Annotated in this window: 21 protein-coding genes and 2 pseudogenes; 9 read left to right on the top strand and 14 right to left on the bottom strand. The window is 41.3% G+C overall.

What is annotated here, in order from left to right; all coding sequences use genetic code 11:
- Positions 1-96: 96 nt before the first annotated feature.
- Positions 97-771, top strand: coding sequence for an SAM-dependent methyltransferase (locus H6G41_RS19965; protein ID WP_190747925.1), 675 nt, complete (start codon positions 97-99; stop codon positions 769-771).
- Positions 772-1,437: 666 nt separating this feature from the next.
- On the opposite strand, the pseudogene H6G41_RS19960 reads toward H6G41_RS19965, so the two are convergent.
- The 4 genes and pseudogenes from H6G41_RS19960 to H6G41_RS19945 form a co-directional block, all read right to left on the bottom strand.
- Positions 1,438-2,370, bottom strand: a pseudogene (locus tag H6G41_RS19960) (hypothetical protein); the annotation flags it as partial.
- Between the two features lie 432 nt (positions 2,371-2,802).
- Positions 2,803-3,873: an LOG family protein gene (locus tag H6G41_RS19955; RefSeq protein ID WP_190747924.1), complete on the bottom strand. Its 1,071-nt coding sequence runs from the start codon at positions 3,871-3,873 to the stop codon at positions 2,803-2,805.
- An 805-nt stretch (positions 3,874-4,678) separates the two neighbouring features.
- Positions 4,679-5,032 (bottom strand): annotated as a pseudogene (gene trxA, locus H6G41_RS19950) (thioredoxin); the annotation flags it as partial.
- A gap of 362 nt (positions 5,033-5,394) precedes the next feature.
- A complete protein-coding gene (locus tag H6G41_RS19945; protein WP_190747922.1) occupies positions 5,395-6,558 on the bottom strand; it encodes a GuaB3 family IMP dehydrogenase-related protein in 1,164 nt (387 codons plus the stop codon).
- A gap of 523 nt (positions 6,559-7,081) precedes the next feature.
- Between H6G41_RS19945 and H6G41_RS19940 the strand changes: the two genes are divergently transcribed.
- The 5 genes from H6G41_RS19940 (at position 7,082) to H6G41_RS19920 (ending at position 12,826) form a co-directional block, all read left to right on the top strand.
- Positions 7,082-7,240 (top strand): hypothetical protein, encoded by a 159-nt coding sequence (locus H6G41_RS19940; RefSeq protein WP_190747921.1) that lies wholly within the window; start codon positions 7,082-7,084, stop codon positions 7,238-7,240.
- Positions 7,241-7,319: 79 nt separating this feature from the next.
- Positions 7,320-7,568 carry a hypothetical protein gene (locus tag H6G41_RS19935; RefSeq protein WP_190747920.1) on the top strand — a complete coding sequence of 83 codons (249 nt, stop codon included), beginning with the start codon at positions 7,320-7,322 and terminating at the stop codon, positions 7,566-7,568.
- Positions 7,569-7,783: 215 nt separating this feature from the next.
- The gene (locus tag H6G41_RS19930) at positions 7,784-10,204 is read left to right on the top strand and encodes an endonuclease MutS2 (RefSeq protein WP_190747987.1); all 2,421 of its coding nucleotides are present in this window, start codon (positions 7,784-7,786) and stop codon (positions 10,202-10,204) included.
- A gap of 299 nt (positions 10,205-10,503) precedes the next feature.
- Entirely contained in the window at positions 10,504-11,109 is a 606-nt protein-coding gene (locus H6G41_RS19925) for a DUF3038 domain-containing protein (protein WP_190747919.1), read from the top strand.
- A gap of 73 nt (positions 11,110-11,182) precedes the next feature.
- On the top strand, positions 11,183-12,826 hold the full coding sequence (locus H6G41_RS19920; protein ID WP_190747918.1) for a DUF4335 domain-containing protein: 1,644 nt from the start codon (positions 11,183-11,185) through the stop codon (positions 12,824-12,826).
- 405 nt (positions 12,827-13,231) lie between these two features.
- On the opposite strand, the gene H6G41_RS19915 is transcribed toward H6G41_RS19920, so the two are convergent.
- The 7 genes from H6G41_RS19915 to H6G41_RS19885 form a co-directional block, all read right to left on the bottom strand.
- A complete protein-coding gene (locus H6G41_RS19915; RefSeq protein ID WP_190747917.1) occupies positions 13,232-13,693 on the bottom strand; it encodes a ferredoxin in 462 nt (153 codons plus the stop codon).
- Positions 13,693-14,079, bottom strand: coding sequence for a DUF1257 domain-containing protein (locus tag H6G41_RS19910; RefSeq protein WP_190747916.1), 387 nt, complete (start codon positions 14,077-14,079; stop codon positions 13,693-13,695). The genes H6G41_RS19915 and H6G41_RS19910 overlap by 1 nt, the downstream gene beginning before the upstream one ends.
- A gap of 39 nt (positions 14,080-14,118) precedes the next feature.
- Positions 14,119-14,328, bottom strand: a complete 210-nt coding sequence (locus tag H6G41_RS19905; protein ID WP_190747915.1) for a DUF2997 domain-containing protein — start codon at positions 14,326-14,328, stop codon at positions 14,119-14,121.
- Positions 14,329-14,807: 479 nt separating this feature from the next.
- Positions 14,808-15,275, bottom strand: coding sequence for a GNAT family N-acetyltransferase (locus H6G41_RS19900; protein ID WP_190747914.1), 468 nt, complete (start codon positions 15,273-15,275; stop codon positions 14,808-14,810).
- A 51-nt stretch (positions 15,276-15,326) separates the two neighbouring features.
- A complete protein-coding gene (locus tag H6G41_RS19895) occupies positions 15,327-15,626 on the bottom strand; it encodes a GIY-YIG nuclease family protein (protein ID WP_190747913.1) in 300 nt (99 codons plus the stop codon).
- Between the two features lie 196 nt (positions 15,627-15,822).
- A complete protein-coding gene (locus H6G41_RS19890) occupies positions 15,823-16,296 on the bottom strand; it encodes a TspO/MBR family protein (RefSeq protein WP_190747912.1) in 474 nt (157 codons plus the stop codon).
- A 193-nt stretch (positions 16,297-16,489) separates the two neighbouring features.
- Entirely contained in the window at positions 16,490-17,773 is a 1,284-nt protein-coding gene (locus H6G41_RS19885; RefSeq protein WP_190747911.1) for an ankyrin repeat domain-containing protein, read from the bottom strand.
- Between the two features lie 218 nt (positions 17,774-17,991).
- Here H6G41_RS19885 and H6G41_RS19880 point away from each other — a divergent pair, with 218 nt between their 5' ends.
- On the top strand, positions 17,992-18,462 hold the full coding sequence (locus H6G41_RS19880; protein WP_190747910.1) for a DUF4079 domain-containing protein: 471 nt from the start codon (positions 17,992-17,994) through the stop codon (positions 18,460-18,462).
- A 154-nt stretch (positions 18,463-18,616) separates the two neighbouring features.
- On the opposite strand, the gene H6G41_RS19875 is transcribed toward H6G41_RS19880, so the two are convergent.
- Positions 18,617-19,294 (bottom strand): DUF1997 domain-containing protein, encoded by a 678-nt coding sequence (locus H6G41_RS19875; RefSeq protein WP_190747909.1) that lies wholly within the window; start codon positions 19,292-19,294, stop codon positions 18,617-18,619.
- 178 nt (positions 19,295-19,472) lie between these two features.
- Between H6G41_RS19875 and H6G41_RS19870 the strand changes: the two genes are divergently transcribed.
- Positions 19,473-20,132, top strand: a complete 660-nt coding sequence (locus H6G41_RS19870) for an SDR family oxidoreductase (protein WP_190747908.1) — start codon at positions 19,473-19,475, stop codon at positions 20,130-20,132.
- 226 nt (positions 20,133-20,358) lie between these two features.
- Positions 20,359-21,117 carry a glycoside hydrolase gene (locus H6G41_RS19865; protein WP_374939438.1) on the top strand — a complete coding sequence of 253 codons (759 nt, stop codon included), beginning with the start codon at positions 20,359-20,361 and terminating at the stop codon, positions 21,115-21,117.
- 6 nt (positions 21,118-21,123) lie between these two features.
- On the opposite strand, the gene H6G41_RS19860 is transcribed toward H6G41_RS19865, so the two are convergent.
- Together H6G41_RS19860 and H6G41_RS19855 are read right to left on the bottom strand one after the other, a co-directional pair.
- Entirely contained in the window at positions 21,124-21,972 is an 849-nt protein-coding gene (locus H6G41_RS19860; protein ID WP_190747906.1) for an SDR family oxidoreductase, read from the bottom strand.
- Positions 21,973-22,074: 102 nt separating this feature from the next.
- Positions 22,075-22,521, bottom strand: coding sequence for a hypothetical protein (locus H6G41_RS19855; RefSeq protein WP_199316229.1), 447 nt, complete (start codon positions 22,519-22,521; stop codon positions 22,075-22,077).
- Positions 22,522-22,642: the final 121 nt, after the last annotated feature.

Below are 22,642 nucleotides of genomic sequence, written 5' to 3'. Positions count from 1 at the left end.
GTTGTCTCACAAAGTAAACGCACCAACAACAATTCAACCTGCCATACCAAAGAGCGATAATACAAGCTACAGGCTGGTAATTTATGGTCAATATTTATGAAATTAGATAAGGTTGTCCCTTGGGGTAGAACTCTTGAAGAGTACAAGCTGATGTTTGCTTTATCAGATGCAGATCTGAATAAATCAATTCTTGGGTGTGGTGATGGCCCTGCAAGCTTCAATGCTGAAATGACAGAACTCGGATATTCAGTTGTTTCGATTGATCCTATCTATGAATTTGCTGCTCAACAAATCAAACAACGAGTTCAAGAAACTTACGAGTCAGTAATAACACAAGTTAAACAAAATTCAAATAACTACATTTGGAAGAACTTTCGTAATGCAGATGAACTTGGTTATGCCCGTTTGGCTGCAATGGAGAAATTTTTATCGGACTATGAAACTGGTAGAAAAGAAGGGCGCTACTTACCCCAATCTTTACCAAATCTAGAACTAGCCAACAATCAATTTGAGTTATGTGTGTGTTCCCATTTACTCTTTCTTTATTCTGAGCAACTATCGTTAGATTTTCACATTGCATCTATTGATTCTCTCTTGAAAATCTCTCCAGAGGTGCGGATTTTTCCCTTGTTGAAACTTAATTGTGAAATATCACCCTATCTTGAGCCAGTGATTCAAAGGTTTTCCCATCAAGGATTTGATGTTCAGGTTCAGCCTGTTGCTTACGAATTTCAAAAAGGGGGGAACCAGATGTTAACTATTCGCAGGTAAGCGCAGTAAACGGATAGCTTTGTTGCGAACAAATTGAATGGTTCTAATTGCCTCATCAATAGCAGTATATTGAGTTGTTTTCCCTTCAACTTTGAACTCTAAGACAATCATTTTGCGTAGAAAACATCTATGCAAGTATTCTAGGCTAATTAAAGCCGTCCTAAAATAATGGGGCTTTAGACCCAGCTTTTTGGTAAAAGATATTCCTAAAATTTATCGTATATTTGAATTTGTCGCTTGATTCAGAAGAAAGCGATCGCTATTTTTTTCTTATACTTTGTCCAGCTACAGCAATCTCAAATTTTTTGTGAACTCTGTGCCTCTGTGTCCTCTGCGGTACAATTTCAAAGATGGGGAGGTAAATTTCCCCATCTTAATATAATTCCATTACTGACCTTTTTGCGCTTTTGATTGAGCCGCCTCACTAAATTGCTGGTATAACTTAACACGGCTTTGCGCTTCTGGATAACGACTATGGCTTGATGATACCTTACTCATCAAATCCGAAGCTTGTTGCCATTGTGTAGCTAAAGCTGACCATTGTTCGGGAGTTGTCGCTGTTTTCCCAGATGCAGAAGCTTGATTAGCAATCCGCACTGCGGCTGCAAATGGGTCATCAGTGGGAGTGGTAACAGTTTTGCTAACATTGGGATTTGTTGCTGGTGCTGCTTTTTTATTCGCTAAATTTTGAGAAGCGTCTGCATATTTTTTATATAGCTGAACGCGGGTTTGTGCTTCTTGATAGCGACTATGGTTAGGTGACACCTGACTCATTAAATTGGAAGCTTCTCGCCATTTATTAGCTAAATCTGAATGCTGCTGTGAAGTTGTGGCTGTTTTCCCCAATGCAGAAGCTTGATTAGCAATCCGCACTGCATCTTTGAAGGGGTCTTTTGCAGCAAGAGTAGTATTTTTGGGAATGGAAACAGTTGCGCCTTGAAGCTTGACAGATGAGGGTTGAGAAGTTTGTGCAGAAATAGAACTTTCCTGTTTCCCTTCTAACCAACTGTAAGTACCCCAAACTAGCAACAGCAGGGGTACACATAGGCTAGAGACTTTTAATACCTCAATTGGCAGAGAGCGCTTTGGTATATTTTTACTCAGGAATTTATTCTGGCTTCGGCGGCGATGTCTTCTTTTAAAGATGACAAATCGCAAAGAATTTGGCTTTGGTAAGCTGACTTGAGCTAATTCACTTTTAGTCTCTTTGAGATTTTGAAAATCATTAATTATTTGCTGAATTAGACCCGGTTGCGGTAAAGTAATTTCCTCTGACCAAAGCAATTGACTATCGCGATCGCGATAAATTTCCGTCAACCAAAGTAATTGTTGTTCCCTGACAATCCGACTATTAATATTCACGCGGCGAATATTACGCGGTGCAATAGACTCAAGAATTTGCCTAATTTTTTGCACTACAGTAGATTGTTCTAGTTGCTCGACTGTAGCAGCCTCACACAGCAGTTGTAAGACACCATCTGAGAATATGGCTCTGGTTCTTACACCAGATGCAACTAGTTTTTCGTTCAATATTTGAATGATCGCCGCAACGCTACCTTGGTGTGCTTGCCAAGCGATATCGTTTATTCGATCTGCCATTTTTAATTTAGTGATAAATTTTCCACCCTGATTTGTTAAGGAACTCATTTAATTTATTTAGGCTAGTATGTTTATGCAAAACTTGGCCTTATTTTTGATTTTATGAGTAAAGCTACAAGGTTGACACATAAAATCTTTAAAATAAGGTCGAAATTCTATCTTTAGGCAGAAGGCTGAATCTGCATCAGTTAGTTTAGTCCTCATTTTAGGTAATTGTCCACCTGTTAAAGATGAAATATTACCTGTTTGAGGACATCTATTTGCTGCTTATCATACAGCTAAAAATACATTTCTGGCGCGTTCTCAGGGTACGTAATTATACTAATTTTTTATGTAGAGAAAACTAAATATTATCCGCATCACTACTGATAAATTCTTGTGTGATTCCTGTACTAGTAGCGATGGTAGGGTGGCAAACCCACCCCCTCTAGTCTACTTGCGTTCTGGATGACCTGTTTCTTCTACGGTATGTACACCCATTTGGTTAATCGCTGCAATCATCTGATATAAACGTCCCAAATCCCGTTGATTGAAGTAGAGAATCAAACGAGGTAATCCCACTGTTTCATCCTGTCCTTCTTGAGATAAAGCCTGACTCTTTTCGATTTTGCCTTTCACGAGAATGTCGCTAAAGTTAGCATTGAGTTTATCTACTTCAGTTTCAGATATATCTGTTGTGAGGCGAATTACCAACTGATCGCCGACATAGCGGCTAGAGTGATAAACCTGGTAAAACCGCGTAATTGCATCGCAAGCTACCTCTACACTGTCTGTAATCGTGTAAAGGCTAGGGTCTTCAGGACTTACCAGACCTTTTTCCACTAGCTGCTCATCAATATATTCACTCCAAGAACGCCAGTAATCGCCACCAGGATGATCGATTAACACGAGAGGAACAGGGCCGAATTTACCTGTTTGGCTCAATGTCATGCACTCAAAAGCTTCGTCTTGGGTACCAAAACCACCAGGGAATAAGGCGACAGCATCGCTTTCTTTTAACAGAAATAATTTGCGCGTGAAAAAATATTTGAAGTGAATCAGCTTAGGATCGCCCTCAATAAAAGGATTCGCTTGTTGCTCAAAAGGCAATTGAATATTTAAGCCAAAGGAATTTTCTCGTCCTGCACCTTCATGACCCGCCTGCATAATACCACCGCCACCGCCGGTCATTACCATAAATCCCAACTTGGTAACAGCGCGCGCAAACTGCATAGCCATGTGATACTCTGGGGTTTCTGGTGCTAGGCGAGCCGAACCAAAAATAGTTACTTTGCGGATGTGTCGGTAGGCATAAAAGAGTTGAAAACCCCGTTCCATGTCTGCTAAAGCAGCCGACAATATTTTCCAATCAAGACGCTCGATGTCACTATCAGCTAAACGCACTATGGTAGCAAGTGCTTGTTTGATGAGTTGCTGATTTTTTAACGTCGGTAACCGATCGATTAATTCAGCGATGTCCGCTTGGAGAGACTCTAATGTATCAAACGACGCAGATGAAGCCATGATAACCGCTGCCACAATGGTATTATATTTTATCTAATTTTGGAGCGCTATGTATCAACTGTTGCAACGTTTGTTGATGAATAACAGTTTTGATATATCGCACTAAAAAGCACCTATGGTTAACGAGCAACCAAGGCGCTAGTAACGCTTCTCTATGAGATGCTTCGCGATCGCAAAATGTCAAGACTCGCGCATTCAAAGTCACAAGACTTTGAGGATTGCTGTTGTCAGGTTTTTAATGGGGTTTAATTGACGCCCTCGAAATACTAATACCGATAGACTGCAATTACCCCTAGTGGGAACGCGAAATGCAAAATTCGTCTTGGTAGGTGCTAATTACAAGAATTTTGCCAGGGATTTTCTGCAAAATAAAAAATTCAAAAAGCTGATTAAGTAGCCATCATGAACTGCGTACACCAGAACGGATGAAAAAATTTCTTAAGAGTTAACAGTTAACACTTCCCTGCGGGACGCTACGCGTAGCTTGCTTCCCGTAGGGTACGACTAGCTCCGTGACCACTGTCAACACTCAACATTATTTTCTAGTTAGGTAGGCTTTTCATGTATTTTTAATGGTAGCTAGCCCCATCAGAGGAGCCAGCACTGTTTCGGCCAATTCTGCTAAGGATGTGTGTAACAACAGGAATAACAAAATTACTTTAGCAGTAATAATCGTCACAGATTTACCACAGCAAACAGTTTGATAGAGACGCGAAATTCCGCGCCTCGCAAACTGGTTTACAAATATTGACCTAAAAATTAGAACAAATGGAAAAATCAACAGGATTTTACTACCAATTGAGATTCAAGCAGTAAGATACTTTTCCAATGTGTTAGCTAATGTACTTTTAGGCACGGCACCTACGACCATATCAACTTTTTGTCCACCTTTAAAAATCATCAATGTGGGAATGCTGCGGATGCCGTACTGACTGGCAACATTAGGATTCTCATCAGTGTTGACTTTAACGACTTTTAGCTGACCTTTGTACTGCTCGGCGATTTCATCCACCACAGGAGCTACCATCCTGCATGGGCCACACCAAGGTGCCCAAAAATCAACTAAAACAGGTACTTCACTGTCGAGTACTTCTTGCTTAAACGTAGAATCTGTGACTTGTGCGGCTGCTGACATGCCTAAAAACCTTTGCCAATTATATTTCTGAGTTTCGTGAAAATTCTACCATAGCAAAAACAGCTGCTTAGAAGCGAAGGATGTACATTTGCAAAGAAGCCTGGGAATTTTATTTATAAAAACATAAGGAACCGCCCGAACATAGTCCGGGCGGAGTGTGGTGTGAGGAGTGAACGGAAACATGCGTCTCCGCTATCTCTATTGTAGGCGACATATGTAATTTTTCCAGTGATTGTTTAAAATGCTGGAAAAATTTCCTGAAGGATTTGGATATTTAAGTTTGGACTTTTTTAACAATCAAGACTCAAGACTCAAGACTCTAGAGTTAATGGTCAATAGTGATTTGTTCCGTATTCCTAGACCCTAGATCCTAACCCCTAGTCCCTTTATTTACCCATACCTAGTTGTTGGGCTTTTTGGTAGACTTTGCCTTCAGTGAGTAAGGAAGGAGCAATCACAACTTCAACTTGTTGCATTTCTTTGATATTTTTAGCTCCTAAGGTGCCCATACTAGTTTTTAAGGCTCCTAAAAGATTATGAGTACCATCATCTAATCCAGCAGGGCCGATGAGGATTTGCTCTAGGCTACCAGTGGTAGCAACGCGAATCCGGGTACCACGAGGTAAGACAGGGCTAGGAGTAGCCATTCCCCAATGGTAACCCCGTCCAGGAGCTTCGGCGGCTCTAGCGAAGGGAGAACCAATCATCACGCCATCAGCACCGCAAGCAATGCACTTGCAAATATCTCCGCCGGTGATTAAACCACCATCTGCGATGACAGGAATGTAGTTTCCAGTTTCTTGATAGTAATCATCGCGTGCAGCGGCACAATCTGCGATCGCAGTTGCTTGAGGTACGCCTACACCCAACACACCACGAGAGGTACAAGCAGCACCAGGGCCAATCCCTACCAATACTCCAGCAGCCCCTGCTTTTAATAGATTCAATGTCACTTCGTAGGTTACGCAATTTCCCAAGATTACGGGAATGGGCATAGTACGACAGAATTCAGCCAAATCCAGGGGCACAATCGACTCTGGCGAGAGGTGGGCTGTAGAAACTACTGTAGCTTGTACAAAAAATAAATCTGCTCCAGCTTTGGCTACTACTTCGCCATATTTACTGGCTCCAGCTGGGGTAGCACTGACTGCGGCTATCCCACCTTGTTGCTTAATTTCCTGAATACGCTTTTCAATTAATTCCGGCTTGATTGGTTCAGCATAGAGTTCTTGCATCAGGTGGACAAATTCATCTTTGCCCACAGCCGCAATCTTATCTAAAATCGGATCTGGGTCAGCATAGCGAGTTTGGATACCTTCTAAATTGAGAACTCCTAATGCTCCTAGCTGCGATAACTTTACAGCCATCCGCACATCTACTACACCATCCATTGCACTGGCAATGATTGGGATTTCGCGCTCAATGTTACCAATCCGCCACCTGGTATCTGCCAAACTCGGATCGAGTGTTCTGTTACCAGGTACTAGTGCAATCTCATCGATTCCGTAAGCTCTTCGAGCTGTTTTTCCCCGCCCAAGTTGAATGTCCACGCTGTAACTTTTCCCAAATCTTTGTTTAAGCTAGGGTATCAAATTGTGGGCGGAGTTGGTGCAATTTTTTTTCAAGTTACTGTCAATATCCACAGGGACAAATATCACTGAAATTTGTTAATTAGTTTCTGTGCGATCTTGGTTGCAGATGACTGTTAGGGCAATTAATTGCGGCATAATTAGTTTGATGTGTCAGTTATTACCAGGAAAGACATAAGCCAGGACATCAACTGCCAGAACTCCCCTGACACCCGCTAGTACCAAAAGGGTTTTCTGTCATCTTTTAAGAACAAAAACTTTAGCTCTCGCTTAAAAGCAACCGTTTAAGAACCACAATTATATCTGAACCCTGACCTTGGGAAGACAAATTATCCTTTTTTTCATCCCTGTTTGCGAAACAGAGGTTAATTAATGACTTTGTTTGTGTTAATTTCACGAAAATATAATTAAAGGTATTGAAGTAAATTAACAACGCGATGTCTACGACGGGCTACGCCAACGCAATCCAGAAGTGAGAATACCGATGAATAACTTTATACGCACTTTTATCACAGTCGAAAAATCTATTCAGATTGTTGCTTTGCTTGGGGTGGTAGTGTTCTGGGGATACTTGGGATTGACAAGTTATCAAAGTCAGCCCACATCTTCTGTGCCCAGCATTTTACCCACAATGCAGAAATAAAAAACTCCACCCACCGATCGGTTCAACTTTATCTAGAATACGTAGATACTGTATTATTAAAAATTGTGAGGGAAATTTGATGAAAAATCAAAATACTGATACAGAAAAACATTCTCTTCCTCAGCGCATTTACCGATTTCTTGGAGGTGCAGCCCTGGGTCTATTTGTGGTCATCATCCCAATATCCTATGCTTCTTCCATAGATTGGAACCTGTTGCAAGTGAGTATTGCATCATTGCTGGTTATATCCAGTGGTTTATTATCAAGCATTTGGGGTGAAAAATTTATTGATGCAGTCACAAGGGTATTAGATTCCTGTGGTTTTTGAACCGTGTAAAGTCGTCTCAGGGATTTTGGCAGCAGATGAAGACAAGAGCGATCGCACTACAAAAAACTGCTAAAGCGATCGCCTAAGGGACTCACTTGGAATAATTTATTTTTTGGACATACCTAAAAAAAGGTATTTTCAGAACTATCTTTGATCGACAAGGGCGCTATGGGAGCCAGAATTGTTACCATAGATTGAGATTAGATAATGAAGCCTTGATCCAAGCTGAAACCTTAGAACTATTAGAATGGAATCGCCTCTGCCAGCATCTTGCGACCTTTGCGGCAACTAAGTTAGGGGCGATCGCATCACGTCAGCTACAAATTCCCGACTCCCAGTCCCAAAGTACTCAGTTGTTGGAGCAAACAAAAGAAGTTTACCAACTAGAGAGCCGTCTATCCCCCAGCCTATCCTTTGAGGGAATTCAGGATATTGGCGATTCTCTCGAACGCGCAGAACTCCAAGGGATTTTGGCAGGAGATGAACTGTTAGCGATCGCGACTACCCTATCTGGTAGTAGGAATTTACGCCGGATAATTGACAACCAAGAAGATGTACCTATCCTGATGGAGTTGGTTGCCGATTTACGCACTTATCCCGAACTTGAGCAGGAAATTCACCGTTGTATTGACGAACGGGGACAAGTAACCGATCGCGCTAGCCAAAAACTAGGAGAAATTCGCACGGACTTGCGGAGATTACGTAGTCAAATTACCCAAAAGCTGCAAAATATTTTACAAGCAAAATCTAGCGCAGTCCAAGAGCAATTAATTACCCAAAGAGGCGATCGCTATGTCATCCCGGTAAAAGCGACACACAAAGACGTTATCCCCGGTATTGTCCACGATACCTCTACCAGTGGCGCTACCCTGTATGTGGAACCGAACAGCATCGTCCCTGTAGGTAACCAATTACGCCAAGCCATTAGAAGAGAGCAAACAGAAGAAGAAGTTATTCGTCGCGCTTTAACAGAACAAGTAGCCGCAGTTAAACCAGATTTAGAAAGGTTATTAGCAATTGTGACTACCTTGGATCTGGCTACAGCTAGGGCGCGTTACAGTTTTTGGTTAGGTGCGAATCCGCCCAGATTTATTAGCTGGGAACAGCAAGAAAGTATTACCTTACGCCAACTGCGTCACCCGTTGTTAGTGTGGCAGCATCAACACGAGCAAAGTTCACCAGTAGTACCCGTAGATTTGCTGATTAATCCGATAATTCGGGTAGTGACGATTACCGGGCCAAATACTGGCGGTAAGACTGTTACCTTAAAAACTTTAGCTTTGGCGGCATTAATGGCGAAGGTGGGTTTATTTATTCCCGCTCGCGAACCTGTAGAAATACCTTGGTTTGACCAAGTATTAGCCGATATAGGTGACGAACAATCATTACAGCAAAGCTTATCGACATTTTCCGGTCATATTCGCCGGATTAGTCGGATTTTGGATGCTTTAGGAAGCGTGGAACCAGGGACTGCGGACAAAGAAGAATCATCAATGCCCCATGCCCAATCCCTAGTATTACTAGATGAAGTAGGGGCAGGTACAGATCCAGCAGAAGGTAGTGCTTTAGCGATCGCACTTTTGCAGCATTTAGCTAACCACACCCGACTGACAGTAGCCACAACCCACTTTGGCGAACTTAAAGCGCTGAAATACGAAGATGAGCGCTTTGAAAACGCCTCAGTCGAATTTGACGAAAGTACTCTATCGCCAACTTATCGCTTGTTATGGGGCATTCCTGGACGTTCCAACGCCTTGACAATTGCTCGGCGTTTAGGTTTAAAACAAGAAGTTGTCGAACAGGCGAAAACGCACTTGGGAGGCGCAACCGACGAAGTTAACCAAGTAATTGCTGGCTTAGAAGCGCAACGCCGCCGCCAAGAAACCAAAGCAGCAGAAGCTCAAAAATTGTTGCAGCAAGCAGAACGGTTATATAAGGAAGTATCAACCAAAGCTGCCAATTTAGAAGAAAGGGAACGTGGGTTAAAGGCTTCTCAAGAAGCAGCAGTACAACAAGCGATCGCCCAAGCCAAAGGTGAAATTGCCCAAGTCATCCGGCGGTTGCAGCAAGGTACACCCACCGCCCAAGATGCCCAGCAAGCAACTAACGCCCTCAATCAAATAGGGCAGAAATTCCAGCCAGCAGCGCCAGCCAAACCCAAAGCCGGATTTATGCCCAAAGTAGGCGATCGCATCCGGCTGTCTCAGTTTGGGCAAACAGCAGAAGTATTAGTTGCTCCTGATGAAGATGGAGACTTGACTGTGCGTTTTGGCATTATGAAAATGACAGTCAAGCTGGAAGATGTGGAATCTTTAGATGGTCAAAAAGCTGAACCAACTGTCAAAGCTAAACCAGCACCCGCACCAGTTACCCCAGCAGCCCCACCAGCCTTAGCAATTCGGACTTCTAAAAATACAGTAGATTTGCGCGGAAAACGGGTCGCTGACGCTGAATTATTGTTAGATAAGGCAATTTCCGAAGCAATAGGCCCGATATGGATTATTCACGGACACGGTACAGGGAAACTACGGCAAGGCGTGCATACCTATTTACAGCAGCACCCCAGAGTCAGCAAATACGAAGCAGCAGAACAAGTAGACGGTGGTAGCGGTGTTACCGTTGCCTATGTGGAGTAGGGGGACAAGGAATTTTAGATTTTAGATTTTAGATTTTAGATTATTTAGATTGAAATCCAAAATCGCAAATCTAAAATCCAAAATTGTTTCAATGCCCAATGCCCCATGCCCCAATAATATATTTCTACTTTGTAGAAAATAAATTTTCCTTTAGAGTAAGACAGAGATACAAGCTGATTACCACAGTGAGAAAGCAAGCTAAAGCTTCTGACTAAGATAGCTAGAGGAAACTAACCTAAATGCTTAAGAGTCTGTTTCAAAATGGGTAACAGCAACCGTCCCTATTAGCCCGATCACCTATGCTAAAAGTTATGCACTCGGCCACTAATTCAGCCACTCCAAATTCCCAGTGGGAGGATTTAATTAAACTCCCAGCCCCGAACACGGTTCAGTGGGACAATATTAAAACCCAATTGGACTTAGTGCTGTTGGCGCTGGAAACTTTAACTGGCATTGGTTCCGAGGCGATGCTCTCGGCAGCAATCGAGTTGAATTTGGAGTCAAGAGTGCCGGATCGCGTGGCTTTATGGCGATTGCGCCAGTCGAATCCGCTACGCAAAGGACAAGGAGGACGCAAAAAACTTGATGTAGAAGAAGCGCGATCGCTAGTTCTCATCATCTGCTACCTTGCCAAACAGCACCAAGAATTAATTCGCCGTGCTGTTGGTCTATTAGAACAAATGGCGGAAAATAACCAGGAACCTCACCAAACCGCTTTACTTGGAGATTATATTGATGCTTTTTGCAACACTTACCAAGAGCGAATGGAAGAGGACGATAAAATTTCCACTGATTTACTCACCCATCTGGCACTTAAACTGCTGGTCGATTTACTGTTTTATAGCGCCCCCGGTGGGCACCGCCGTTTGTGGTTAGCACTTATAGATCGTTCGATGCAATTTTAGATTTTCGATTTTAGATTGCTCCTCCAAAATCCCAAATCAAAAATCACCAATCATCTCCTTCGCAGTTTCTGCCATGCCTCTATCAAATTCTGTCATTCGTCGCTACACACCCCCCACTTGTACACTAGAAGTCTTCGCAGAAGACTCAGCTTTGTCTCGGTGGATGGGCAAAACTGTCCTCAAGCAGTTAAGCTTTGAGCTGCGTTTTGACGATCCGCGACTGCCAGAAGAAAGCAGATTCCCAATTCGGGGCGATCGCGATCAACTTGAAGCTTTGTGTGATGCTGTCACCACCTACGTTCAGCAATTTTTGCACCAATCTCCAGAAAGTTTTTGGCTCAGTTTCACCGGGCCGCAAGACTCTAGTAAAGTAGCTGATGATTCAAAATTAACAGATTTTGCCGCTTCTTCTGTCCCGGCTACTACTAAATCAATCAAATCTTTTCCTACTTACCTACCACAAACCAAAATATATTTAGAACCAAGCAGCTATTTAAATCACAATCTGTTCCTTGGTTCCCTGGCTAATCAGACATCCGGGCCAGTAATTCAACTCAGTCTGCTACAACTATTTGATTTAGCAACTGCCTTAGATGAATACTCAGCAGATATCATGGCGTTGCCAACTTTAGAAAATACTCGCAGTTCCACTGTCCGCTTCCCTACTTGGGCACCTGTAGCAGCTGTATTAGTCTTAGGAGTAGGTTTGTTACCTATTACCTGGCAATATGTAAATAACACCAAGCCTAAACAGCAAGTTGCAACAACAAGCACTTCAGAATCACCAGAAATTGCCCTTCAGCCTTCGCCATCTTTCAACCCAGAAGCTGGACTTTTACCCCCAGACAATTTACCCCCAGTACCTCCCATAGGCTCTACTCAGCCACTTCCTGTAGTACCTACAGCACTGCCAACCGCGCCTAGTTCTACTGTTGCCAATCCCTCAGCATTACCGAATGCTAACCTCCCTACATCACAAACAACCGCTAGTTCTAATTTACCTAAAAGTACTCAGCCATCTGCTGCTGGCAGTGTATTTGGCGTCCCTCAACCAGCTAACCCAACGCTTACTGCTAATTCCCCTTTTAAAGTACCTGCTACTGGTGGACAGCAAGTCGCCATTCAACCAAATCCGACAGCTAACCGTCCAGGTGCAACTAACCCAGCGGAACTTGCTTTGCCTCAAAGGCGGGAATTACCACCCAGCTTAGCTGCTAATAGAGGCACTGTTAATTCAAATCCAAATGTTGTCACAACAGCGCCACCACTTCCCACCATCCCCAATGAAACAGCAAGTTCAGCCAAGGTAGATGGAGCTTACAATCCTGCGTCTACTACCTCTACAGTCACAGGTAGCACTAATCCCCTAGTTGAAAAATTGCGCAATCAACGCCAAACAGCCTCATCTAACCAGCCAACCAGCGATAGCACATTATTTGATACACCTCAGATATCAGAAGCTAGACAATTTCTCCAAAAACGCTGGCAACCACCTTCTGGATTGCGACAAACTCTAGAGTATAGTTTGATAGTCAATGTTGACGGTACCATTGAACGCATTTTTCCTTTAAATAAAGCAGCCCGAGAATTTGTGAATAATACAGGAATGCCTAATATCGGAGCGCCTTTTGTCTCAGCCAATAAAACTGGGCAAAATATGAGAATGCGAGCGGTACTTAGTCCTGATGGCAAAGTCCAAATCTTCCCAGAAAATTAATAATTTAGGGAAAGTTTAATGCCATTGAGAAAATCAGTTTTTCTGAGTAAAAGTTTGAGTACTTGCGGTAAATTGCTTGACCATTTAGCTATATCGTACAGTTGACTAAAGTGGGTTTAAATTTTCCGTAAGCTCAAATTTTACTTTGAAAATAACTCGTTAATACTAATTCAAAATTAAAAATTCAAAAATAAAATAGCCCTATATATCAAGGGTTTGGATTCGATACAATTAAAACAAACAAAATAGGCTGGTAAAACCAGCCCTTAATTTTTTTGATTGCATTTGCTATTTTAAAAAGTCAGAATTCTTAATTGAATTCTAGAATCTTGGCGGATAAGTAAACAGATTTAAGTTTCCCAGTAATTGATGTCGAATCCTTAATTATGCATAAGTAATTCTCATTTAATAACGGGATTTTTTGGTTTTTAATTTTTGCTTTTTACGCCGCCGTTCTGTAGAAGCAACAGCATGATCCACTGGATAACCGACCACAGGAATTACCTGATATTTGCGTTCTTCTTCTAATTTTTTGATTTCGGTGTAATCAACCCAGTGAATGCAATCTACGGGACAAGTATCTATTGCTTCTTGAATAACTTCTTCTGCGTCTCCATCCTGACGAACTACACGCGATCGCCCATAATCTGGTTCAATGTAAAAAGTATTACGGGCGACATGAGCGCAGTGCTTACAACCAATACAGGTGATTTCGTCAACATAAACACCCTTTTGACGCAGCATTCCGCCTAATTCCGGTTCCAAACCAGAGCGTTCTGGCGCATCTCTTAAAAAACCGCCTAATTCTGGTTCTAAACCAGAGCGATTTTCTTCTTGTTCTTCCGGTGACGGCAGAAAGTCATCCATTACGCACTCCAGCGTTGTACTACCAGACGAATTGAACCATCTTCTTGTTGTTTTTGTTCTGCAACTTGAAAGCCAACACGAGCAGTTTCTTTCACAACTGTTTGATATGCATAACGCTGAGTCACTTGGCGCAAAAATCCATCAACAGAAAGATTTTGTTGCCAATATTGCAAGTCAGCTACCAATTCATATTCTTGGCCATTCCATCTAAAGCCGATATCATAACCATTTTCTTGCTCAATGGAAATTTCCGCAGGATGGGTTTGACCGCGATAGCCACGTACCTCACGCGGGCCTGGTTTCCAGTCTATACCTAATTCTGATAAAGCATCTTTTAAAGAGTCGAGGTTACGGATTTGAGTCTTAATTTGGCTAAAGTGTGACATGGCGGTGGTGAATTAACGACACTAAACTATTTTGAACAATTACCAATCACTCAAAGTGGTTTGCGTATTGGCCACGCCGGCTTGCTGTACCATAGTGGCAAAAAACTCAGAGGTTGGCTCATGAGTAAGCACCTGTCCCAACTGCTCTTCTATAGCTGCTGTGACTTCAGCACAAGAAGCACCTATAATCCCAGTGACTTTCTCTTGTACCCGACCATCTGGATAAATTATGAACTCTAATGTCTCCATGCTCTTGGCCAACCACGATTAGTACGCTTGAATTGTACTGCTTTAGTAGAGGGCTATTTATATAGCCGTCGGAACATTTTTACTTTAGATACAAAGTTGCCATTTGTTAACTAATGTTCCATCTCTCAAAATATATATCTCAGAAAATTTACAAAAATTATTAATTTTGCAAGTCTGTACATTGGTCTTTAGTAAGTTTCTCTTAACCTAATCCATAAGTCAAGCTGAGAATTTATCTAGTCAGAGGTTGAAAAAAAGCCATAAACATAGGCTTTAGCGGTAGTATAGTCTGCTGGCGTATTTATAAAAATATAAAATTTATTGAAAATGTTTATCATTATCATTAAATTTTTACTAGGTATAGGGCATGGGGTTTTTAAGTGGTGAGAGCGATCGCATTTTCTCAGTCAGAAAATTTATGTAAAAATACAGTGAATGCAAGTATGAATGATTAGCTAGTTAATACTTAGTTGGAGCGCCTATGGAGTCCAGATTAAAAAACAGCGATTACCTTTCTGTTCGGTAATTTTTGCACCTAACCGATGATAAAAACTTAAACCGCGAGTGTTGCGTGCATCAGCATTCCAAGCAATATGTGTACAATCATTTTGCTTGGCGATTTCCGCCAGACGACTCATTAAAGCTGCTCCGGCTCCTTGGCTTCTCATGTTATCATCTACATATAAATCATCCAGCCAAATACTCGGTTGTCCTGCAAATGATGAGTATCTAAATCCATATAAAGCAAATCCAATTTCACGTTCTGCAATCTCTGCAAACAAAACGTAAGCAAAAGGAATTGCACTAAATAGCGTTTTGTGGATTTTGTCTTCTGAAGCTTGCAAAACACCAGAAAAAGCGCCAATATTGCGGTCAAAGTCCGCTTTCTTTTTAATGAATGAGAAAATCAGCGAGACATCATCAGGGGTAGCAGTTCTGACTTTCATTGATTAAGTTTCAAGTTACTTGAGAATGATTTTTCTCACAGTTTAACTTGTTTAGTGATTGTACTCAGGTTGAATTATCTTTTTCCAGTAATCGACTCGCTGATTCATCAGTGATTTATTATTAACAGTAACTTCCAAGATTCCACAAATAAAAGCTTCTTCTCCAAACTGCTGATAGTCATTGATTAACAGTATATTATTTGGAGTAAATTTACCGTTTTGAAGTACTTTCCTGTTGTCTTCAAAACGATACTCAATATTTTCACTATAGCCGATATATCTACGCCCATTAATTTTATTAGTCATTATATAGACACCGCTTGTCATAGCTAAATCTTCTATTTCTTTCAAATCCTTAATTTAGCAATTATAGCCGATGTAAAATATGTATCTCAAACGTGATTATAATGATGTAAAAGGCTGGTTGATTTGTCACGCGATCGCATGATTAGCCTCATGCCAATTTAAATAGGGTTTGTGGAACATTAATATATTCTAAAGGGCATGGCACTGCCATGCCCCTACCATCGGTCGCATTGTTTCAGGACTACGCATCTTCAGGATTTAGCTGTCTTAACTCATCAGTCGTATATGTTCCGATAGGACTCCAAAGCAAATAAGGAACCAGTAATAGCGCTGCTATCCAAGAAATTGGGAAAACACAAACCGCCAGAACAACGCTGAAAATTAAACCTGCTAGCCCAATCTTTTCCCCTACGTCTAGACTACGTAACCTCAACATTAGAGGTATATAAGCCACAGTAATTATCTCTAATAAAAGGTACAAACCCATTAGCAAACAGGTAATTGCACTTCCGGGATTTTTTTGCCAGACGATATTAGCTGAAGCTGCACCGCAAACAAAAATTATCGTCCAAATAAAGGGGATTAATGGCTCAAAAATTAGCCATTGGGGACGAGTTAACAACGCAAACCATTTAACATCACGGGGAGTAATGAAGAAACTACCAAGTGCAATAAAAAATGTGACAGCCCCAATCACTATCCAAGATTCAACCATGCTGTTCACCTCTCTATGCTTGTAAATTTTGACAAGCCATACATACACTGCCAGTTTGGCAATTGTAGATAGAGGTTAAATCAGTCGGGGGTGTGATTATTCACATCTATAGTAGGGAATAGGGAACAGCTTTTCAAGTCTGTAATCAACAATCCAAAATCCAAAATCCAAAATCTAAAATCTAAAATTTATATCACTCTTGCGCCCCAGCTTTTTGCAAACTCCGCACTATACTTCTAAATCCATTAAAGTCAGCAATCATCAAAGCAGTATAACCACCGCGATTTTTTAAATTGACATCAGCCCCCGCTTCAATTAACGCTTGTAATGACTGCTGAAAACCCCCTGAAGCCGCCCACATCAACGCTGTAGCTCCGGCTGAATCCTGAAAATTTACATTTGCGCCTTTAGCTATTAATAACCGCAAAACTGCTGGATGATTTCTTTGTGCTGCTTTGAGCAAAGCTGTTTTTCCGTCTTCTGCTGGGATGTTAGGATCGGCACTGTTATCTAGTAATACTTTCACTGTCTGGCTGTGTCCTTGAAATGCAGCTAGGGTTAAAGGTATCTCACCCAAATTTTTGTCATGAATGTCTCCACCGTAGCGTAGAAGTGCTTCTACGATTTGGCTGTGTCCCTGTAATGAAGCTAACAGTATGGGTGTATCGCCCAGGTTATTTTTAATATGCACATTTGCGCCTCGGTTTAGTAAAGCTTGGGCTATATCTAAATAGCCTTCCACCGCCGAAATATGTAAAGGTGTTTCACCATCACTATCTTGGTGATTGATATCAATGTCTTTATCTAATAAAGCGGTGACAATTTCTATGTTTCCTGCGGCGACTGCGGCTGATAGTGCAGTTCCACCATCTTGATTTTCTGCGTTGACATCAACTCCAGCCGCTAAAAGTGTGTTCACAACTGCTAGATGTCCCAAGTCTACGGCGATTGTTAACAGCGTTTCACCTTCTGCATCTTGGGTATTGACATCTGCGCCACTTTGGATAAAGGCTTCAACAACGGCTGCATGTCCCTGCTTGACTGCTACCTTTAAAGCTGTGTCATCATCTTTATCTGTGATGTTAACTTGGGCACCAGCAGCTAGTAAAACTTTGACTATATCGACATAACCTTTAAGTGCGGCTGCCATTAAAGCTGTACTACCATCTTCATTGGTAGCATTGACATCTGCGCCTCTAGATATCAAAAGCTTGACAATATCTAGCTGTTTGGCGCTAGCAGCCAGCATTAAAGCTGTCAATCGGTAACGTTTTCTCGGTAGGTTAATATTCGCCCCAGCATCTAAGAGCGATCGCACAATTTCTGTGTAACCTAAATTAGCAGCGAACATTAACGCTGTAGTTCCTTCGCGATCGCACGAGTCTACATTTACACCAGCAGCCAGTAGCGCATTCAGTCGCTTGATATCACCGCTTTTAGCCGCCGCAAGCAGCAACATATCATTGTTTTCTGTCATCGAGAAATTCCGCACAGACGGTTATTGTTGATCTAGCCTCACAATTCAGTCTGAAATTGTTTATCCACTTTTGCAAGAGACTCCACCAACTAATTCACAATCAACAACAAAAATCCATCTTCCCTAACCCCTAGTCTCTTTTCAACCTCATACCGCGAATCTAAAGAAATAGAGTTATGCTAATTTTTATGAAGATTTAATAATCGGGCGATTAACCTATGGATTTGGCACTTTCTCAATCTACCAAGTATTGGCTGAACTTCTTTCACCCACTGCTGATGTGGTTATTACTTGCGGTATCAATTTATGCTGCTTATTTAGGGCTACAAGTACAGCGTACTCGAAATGCACAGGGTGACCAAAAAAAAGAACTAATTAAAGGTAGATATAACATTAGACATCACGAAATTGGCTCTATACTCTTGGGTCTAATGGTCGCGGGTTCAGTTGGTGGTATGACTGTAACCTACATTAATAATGGCAAATTGTTTGTTGGCCCTCACCTATTGGCAGGTTTAGGGATGACTACCCTGATTGCTTTTTCTGCTGCTCTATCTCCTTATATGCAAAAAGGAGCAAATTGGGCAAGAATGACACATATTTTAGTAAACTTTACCCTATTAGGACTATTTGCTTGGCAAGCCGTCACTGGGGTACAAATTGTGCAAAGAATTCTCACAAATGCATAGTTATTAGTCAATGGTCATTAGTCATTAGTCAATGGTCAATAGATTGTGGATTATGGACTATTGACTATTGACAACTGTACGGGCGGGTTCACAAATATCCTCACTGATAAACGATTATTTTCAATAAACCCGCCCCTACTGACTGTTGACTGTATTACCGCTTCTTTTTAGAAGCAGAAAAGGGGATTCCTAAAGATTGATGAAAATCTTCTTGGACTTTGCGAGTTAAGCGCCGAGAAACTTGACGGACGATTTGGTTAAGTAAGCGATCGCCTGTAGATTGAATTAAAGACTTGGGTAATCGCTGAATAAACCGGGGAAAGTGAAGTTCCACAGTCAAATCCAATTCCCACTCGACTCTTGTCATTTCAGCAAATTTACTGGGAACTTCAGCCAAATTTTCTACTAATTTCAGTGATGCTCGATAATCTACGTCGTAACCTGGTGCGCGGTAATCAGGTATGGGGATAGTACGAATACGGTAGACTCCTTCATCGGCTGGTAATAATTCCAAACCAATTTTCGGCTCAACTTCATAGCCAAAAGAACCAAAACGGCCAATTATTAAAGCGTAGCCATTTTCTCCTAGTGGTTGCACTTTCATAGGTTCAGCGCAGCGCGCAAACCATGAAGCATGAGTATTCAAATACTCAGCAACTAGATCTGCTGGTGCAGACATTTCCATATAATCGCTGTAGCAACCATAAAATTTAGTTGGCGTTGCTTGTGCTACTCCTGTCAGTGCGTCCTCAGCTTCTGTTAGATGAGACGCCACAGGTAAAACTGTTTCTTTTATTTCTAATGATTGATATTCGCCGTTTCTTGAAAGCATAAATGCGTTCCTGCATCCTTTGGCGTTGGTCTATATTAATCGTTCCCAGCTTACGTGGGTCATTTCGCACTTGGATTCTATTTTGACGGAATCCTCATGAATCTGTCATGGACTTCGTAGAATCACTACAATAAAGAACTGAACAATCACATATTAGTTTCCCAGGATAGCGTTTATCATGAAAGCATTTGTAGCAGGGGCCACAGGTGAAACAGGTCGGCGCATTGTACAAGAACTGATAGCACGCAATATTCCCGTTCGCGCTTTAGTCAGGGATACTGAGAAAGCTCAAGGAATTTTGCCTGCTGAGGTAGATTTGGTGGTGGGTGATGTGTTAAATCCCCAAACCCTGACTGCGGCTTTAGGTGATAGCACAGTTGTGCTGTGCGCCACTGGTGCAAAACCCAGCTTTGATCTGACTGGGCCTTACAAGGTAGATTTTGAAGGGACAAAAAATTTAGTAGATGCTGCTAAAGCCAAAGGAATAGAGCATTTTGTCTTAGTTACTTCTTTATGTACTTCTATGTTATTCCATCCATTAAATTTGTTTTGGCTAATTTTGGTGTGGAAAAAACAAGCTGAGGAGTACTTGCAAAAAAGCGGTTTAACTTATACCATTGTCCGTCCAGGTGGGTTGAAGAATGAAGATAACTCCAACCCGATAGTGATGCAGGGTGCTGATACGTTGTTTGATGGTAGCATTCCTCGGCAGAAAGTTGCTCAGGTTTGTGTAGAAGCACTATTTGAACCAGGCTCAAGGAATAAAATTACCGAGATTGTCTCTAAAGCCGATGCGCCAGCTAAAAGCTTTGGTGAATTGTTTGCTAATGTCGCCTGATCTGACTATAGATTGCTAAATCTTGCGTTAACATGGATGGGTTTAACCTGTCTGGACAAAGTTCGCGCCTTTGGAGAAAGTTATCAGTTGTCAAGTTCACATAAGACGCAGCAATGCTGCGGTGAACTTTGACGAAAGATCGCCTTGACTATTGTTGTTAGCTAACAAGCAAATATTAAGGAGTCAAACTCTGAAAAATTTTAAATTTAAGGGTGTTGAAAAACTGATTGGCCCGATAGCTGCACTTCTCGGCTTCGTATACTTATTTCAATGGTATATAAATGGAGAATTGCGATCGCCAGGCGATCCTATCTTTGAAGCTCAACAACCACCCCTGGTAATGAAAGGTGGCGATCCTTATATCCGCGCCTTAATGCGAACGATTTCCGCCAGTGAAGCCAACAGTAAACGTCCCTATTCTCTACTTTATGGCGGTCAGCAGGTGCGTGACCTCAGCCGTCATCCAGAAATTTGTGTCACTATTGTTACTGGCCCTAACAAGGGAAATTGTTCCACTGCTGCGGGAAGATATCAAATTATCAATACAACTTGGTATCGAATTGCACCACGATATCATCCAAAACCGATGAATTTTATGTTTTGGATTGCTTATAGTTTTGAAGCCGAGTATCAAGATGTGGTGGTTTACCGTTGGTTAATTGACTCTAAAGTTTGGGGAACTGATATTACCCAACTGCTATATCAAGGTAAGTTAAATGATGTTTTAAAACGTTTATCACCTACTTGGACAAGTCTTGGCTACGGTATAGAAACTAATTCTATTAGTAGCTCTTTACCGCGAATTTATCAGAAACTGTTAAAGGAGGAATTACAAGCAGCTAATCAATCAATTTCACCAAATTCTATTTTAAATCCTATGCCCATTCCTAGCCCTCAAAAAACCTCTGCGGGAAATAAAAATAAGACAATTCCTCCCCATAGAGGTAGTAGCGGCTCATTAGAATTAAGATTGAATAACCTGTAGTTTCTACTACTTGGTTATTGTTGATTTGAGATTTGATGATAAATCTTGATTCTTCAATGTTTTCTGAGAAATCCACTTGATAAAGCCAGGAAATAGGCGATAAAGAGTTTGGGAAAAATTTGCAGAGCCAACTAGGATTTCTGATTTTTTATTCTCAACTGCATCCCATATAGCATTAGCTACATCCTCAGGCTTTTCAACTACAGGGTTTTTGATCACATTCTCCAGTTGTTCGCGACGCTGATTTAAGTCTTGGAGATCCTTACCGCGAAAAATTGCCTTATCTAAAAAATTACTCTGAATGAGATTGGGATAAATTCCACAAACATCAATATTTTTTGGTTTCAATTCTGCTTGTAGCGCTTCTGTTAATCCAGTCACAGCAAATTTACTCGTACAGTAAGGAACTAAATAAGCAGTAGGTACTTTACCGCCTATAGAACTAACATTAACTATAGTTCCCTTGCCTCGCTCCAAAAAATGAGGTAAAAGAGCATTAATTGTATGAATATAACCCCATAAATTAGTATCTATTACCTGATGCCAATCGTTAAGAGAAAATTGCTCAACAGGCCCAGATGCAAAGATGCCTGCATTATTAATTAAAACATCAATATAGCCATAATTATTCAACGCAGTTTCAATTACGGTACTTACCTGAGATGGATTAGTGACATCGCCAGTTATAGTTAATGGTGCTGAATAACCTAAGTTTTTGATTTCTTGTGCAGTATTTTCTAGGTTTTCAGCATTTCGAGATGTTAAAACTAACTGATATCCTTTACGGGCAAATAATAACGCTGTTGCTTTACCAATACCTTGGGAAGCACCTGTAATTAGAACAGTAGGAGCCATATTTGAAATAAAAAGGTTTTCGCTTTTTGATTGCTGTGTACAACTTAAGTTTGGACAAAAAATTCAAAAAAACCTTCTGACTATGGCTAGATGTTCTGAAATTTAAACACGCGATGTTTGATTCCGAAATCCTAGTAAAGGTTGACGCAGACAAAGATAAACCAGCGCACCCAATAGGGGAATTAATGTAATAACCCAAAATACTTGAGAACTATTCCAACCGCGACGCGCCATATCATCAACCAAAACAGTGGGGAATAAAAGGCAGAAAAGACAAAATGCTAAACTCATGCCATGAATAAAGCGATCGCTCTGGAATTGTTGCACAAAATCAGCCCAATTACCTAATGTTAATCCATAGGTAAGTATGATAATTGTACTGAAACTCAAAACAATACCAAAAAACCGCGAATCCAGCAGATTTAAGAAAGCATCTTTTTCTCCAGAAAATTCTTGATTCGCTTCCCGTAAAGCTAAATAAGGTATAAGTCCTAGCACGCCTGAAGCCATTGATGCTAAAGCAAAAGGCCAAAAAGAAAGCTTTTGCATTCTGCCATCAATGAACAAAATAAGCTGTTCAGCATTTAAATAGGGTATAATAAAAAGCCGAATTCAGTCAAAAAATGGAATAATGCCAGCAAAAAATCATTTAACTTCCCAGCAAATAGAG

It is taken from the genome of Tolypothrix sp. FACHB-123 (assembly GCF_014697075.1).
Lineage (GTDB): Bacteria > Cyanobacteriota > Cyanobacteriia > Cyanobacteriales > Nostocaceae > Aulosira.
Note: the sequence above shows the minus strand (reverse complement) of the source record. Positions and strands in the feature narration are given on the sequence as shown.

What these genes read in the sequence shown, in the direction of transcription:
- H6G41_RS19965 (WP_190747925.1), top strand. Translation starts at nt 97, where the DNA reads ATGAAATTAGATAAGGTTGTCCCTTGGGGTAGAACTCTTGAAGAGTAC.
- H6G41_RS19955 (WP_190747924.1), bottom strand. Translation starts at nt 3,873, where the DNA reads ATGGCTTCATCTGCGTCGTTTGATACATTAGAGTCTCTCCAAGCGGAC.
- H6G41_RS19940 (WP_190747921.1), top strand. Translation starts at nt 7,082, where the DNA reads ATGAATAACTTTATACGCACTTTTATCACAGTCGAAAAATCTATTCAG.
- H6G41_RS19935 (WP_190747920.1), top strand. Translation starts at nt 7,320, where the DNA reads ATGAAAAATCAAAATACTGATACAGAAAAACATTCTCTTCCTCAGCGC.
- H6G41_RS19925 (WP_190747919.1), top strand. Translation starts at nt 10,504, where the DNA reads ATGCTAAAAGTTATGCACTCGGCCACTAATTCAGCCACTCCAAATTCC.
- H6G41_RS19920 (WP_190747918.1), top strand. Translation starts at nt 11,183, where the DNA reads ATGCCTCTATCAAATTCTGTCATTCGTCGCTACACACCCCCCACTTGT.
- H6G41_RS19915 (WP_190747917.1), bottom strand. Translation starts at nt 13,693, where the DNA reads ATGGATGACTTTCTGCCGTCACCGGAAGAACAAGAAGAAAATCGCTCT.
- H6G41_RS19910 (WP_190747916.1), bottom strand. Translation starts at nt 14,079, where the DNA reads ATGTCACACTTTAGCCAAATTAAGACTCAAATCCGTAACCTCGACTCT.
- H6G41_RS19905 (WP_190747915.1), bottom strand. Translation starts at nt 14,328, where the DNA reads ATGGAGACATTAGAGTTCATAATTTATCCAGATGGTCGGGTACAAGAG.
- H6G41_RS19900 (WP_190747914.1), bottom strand. Translation starts at nt 15,275, where the DNA reads ATGAAAGTCAGAACTGCTACCCCTGATGATGTCTCGCTGATTTTCTCA.
- H6G41_RS19890 (WP_190747912.1), bottom strand. Translation starts at nt 16,296, where the DNA reads ATGGTTGAATCTTGGATAGTGATTGGGGCTGTCACATTTTTTATTGCA.
- H6G41_RS19885 (WP_190747911.1), bottom strand. Translation starts at nt 17,773, where the DNA reads ATGACAGAAAACAATGATATGTTGCTGCTTGCGGCGGCTAAAAGCGGT.
- H6G41_RS19880 (WP_190747910.1), top strand. Translation starts at nt 17,992, where the DNA reads ATGGATTTGGCACTTTCTCAATCTACCAAGTATTGGCTGAACTTCTTT.
- H6G41_RS19875 (WP_190747909.1), bottom strand. Translation starts at nt 19,294, where the DNA reads ATGCTTTCAAGAAACGGCGAATATCAATCATTAGAAATAAAAGAAACA.
- H6G41_RS19870 (WP_190747908.1), top strand. Translation starts at nt 19,473, where the DNA reads ATGAAAGCATTTGTAGCAGGGGCCACAGGTGAAACAGGTCGGCGCATT.
- H6G41_RS19860 (WP_190747906.1), bottom strand. Translation starts at nt 21,972, where the DNA reads ATGGCTCCTACTGTTCTAATTACAGGTGCTTCCCAAGGTATTGGTAAA.
- H6G41_RS19855 (WP_199316229.1), bottom strand. Translation starts at nt 22,521, where the DNA reads ATGCAAAAGCTTTCTTTTTGGCCTTTTGCTTTAGCATCAATGGCTTCA.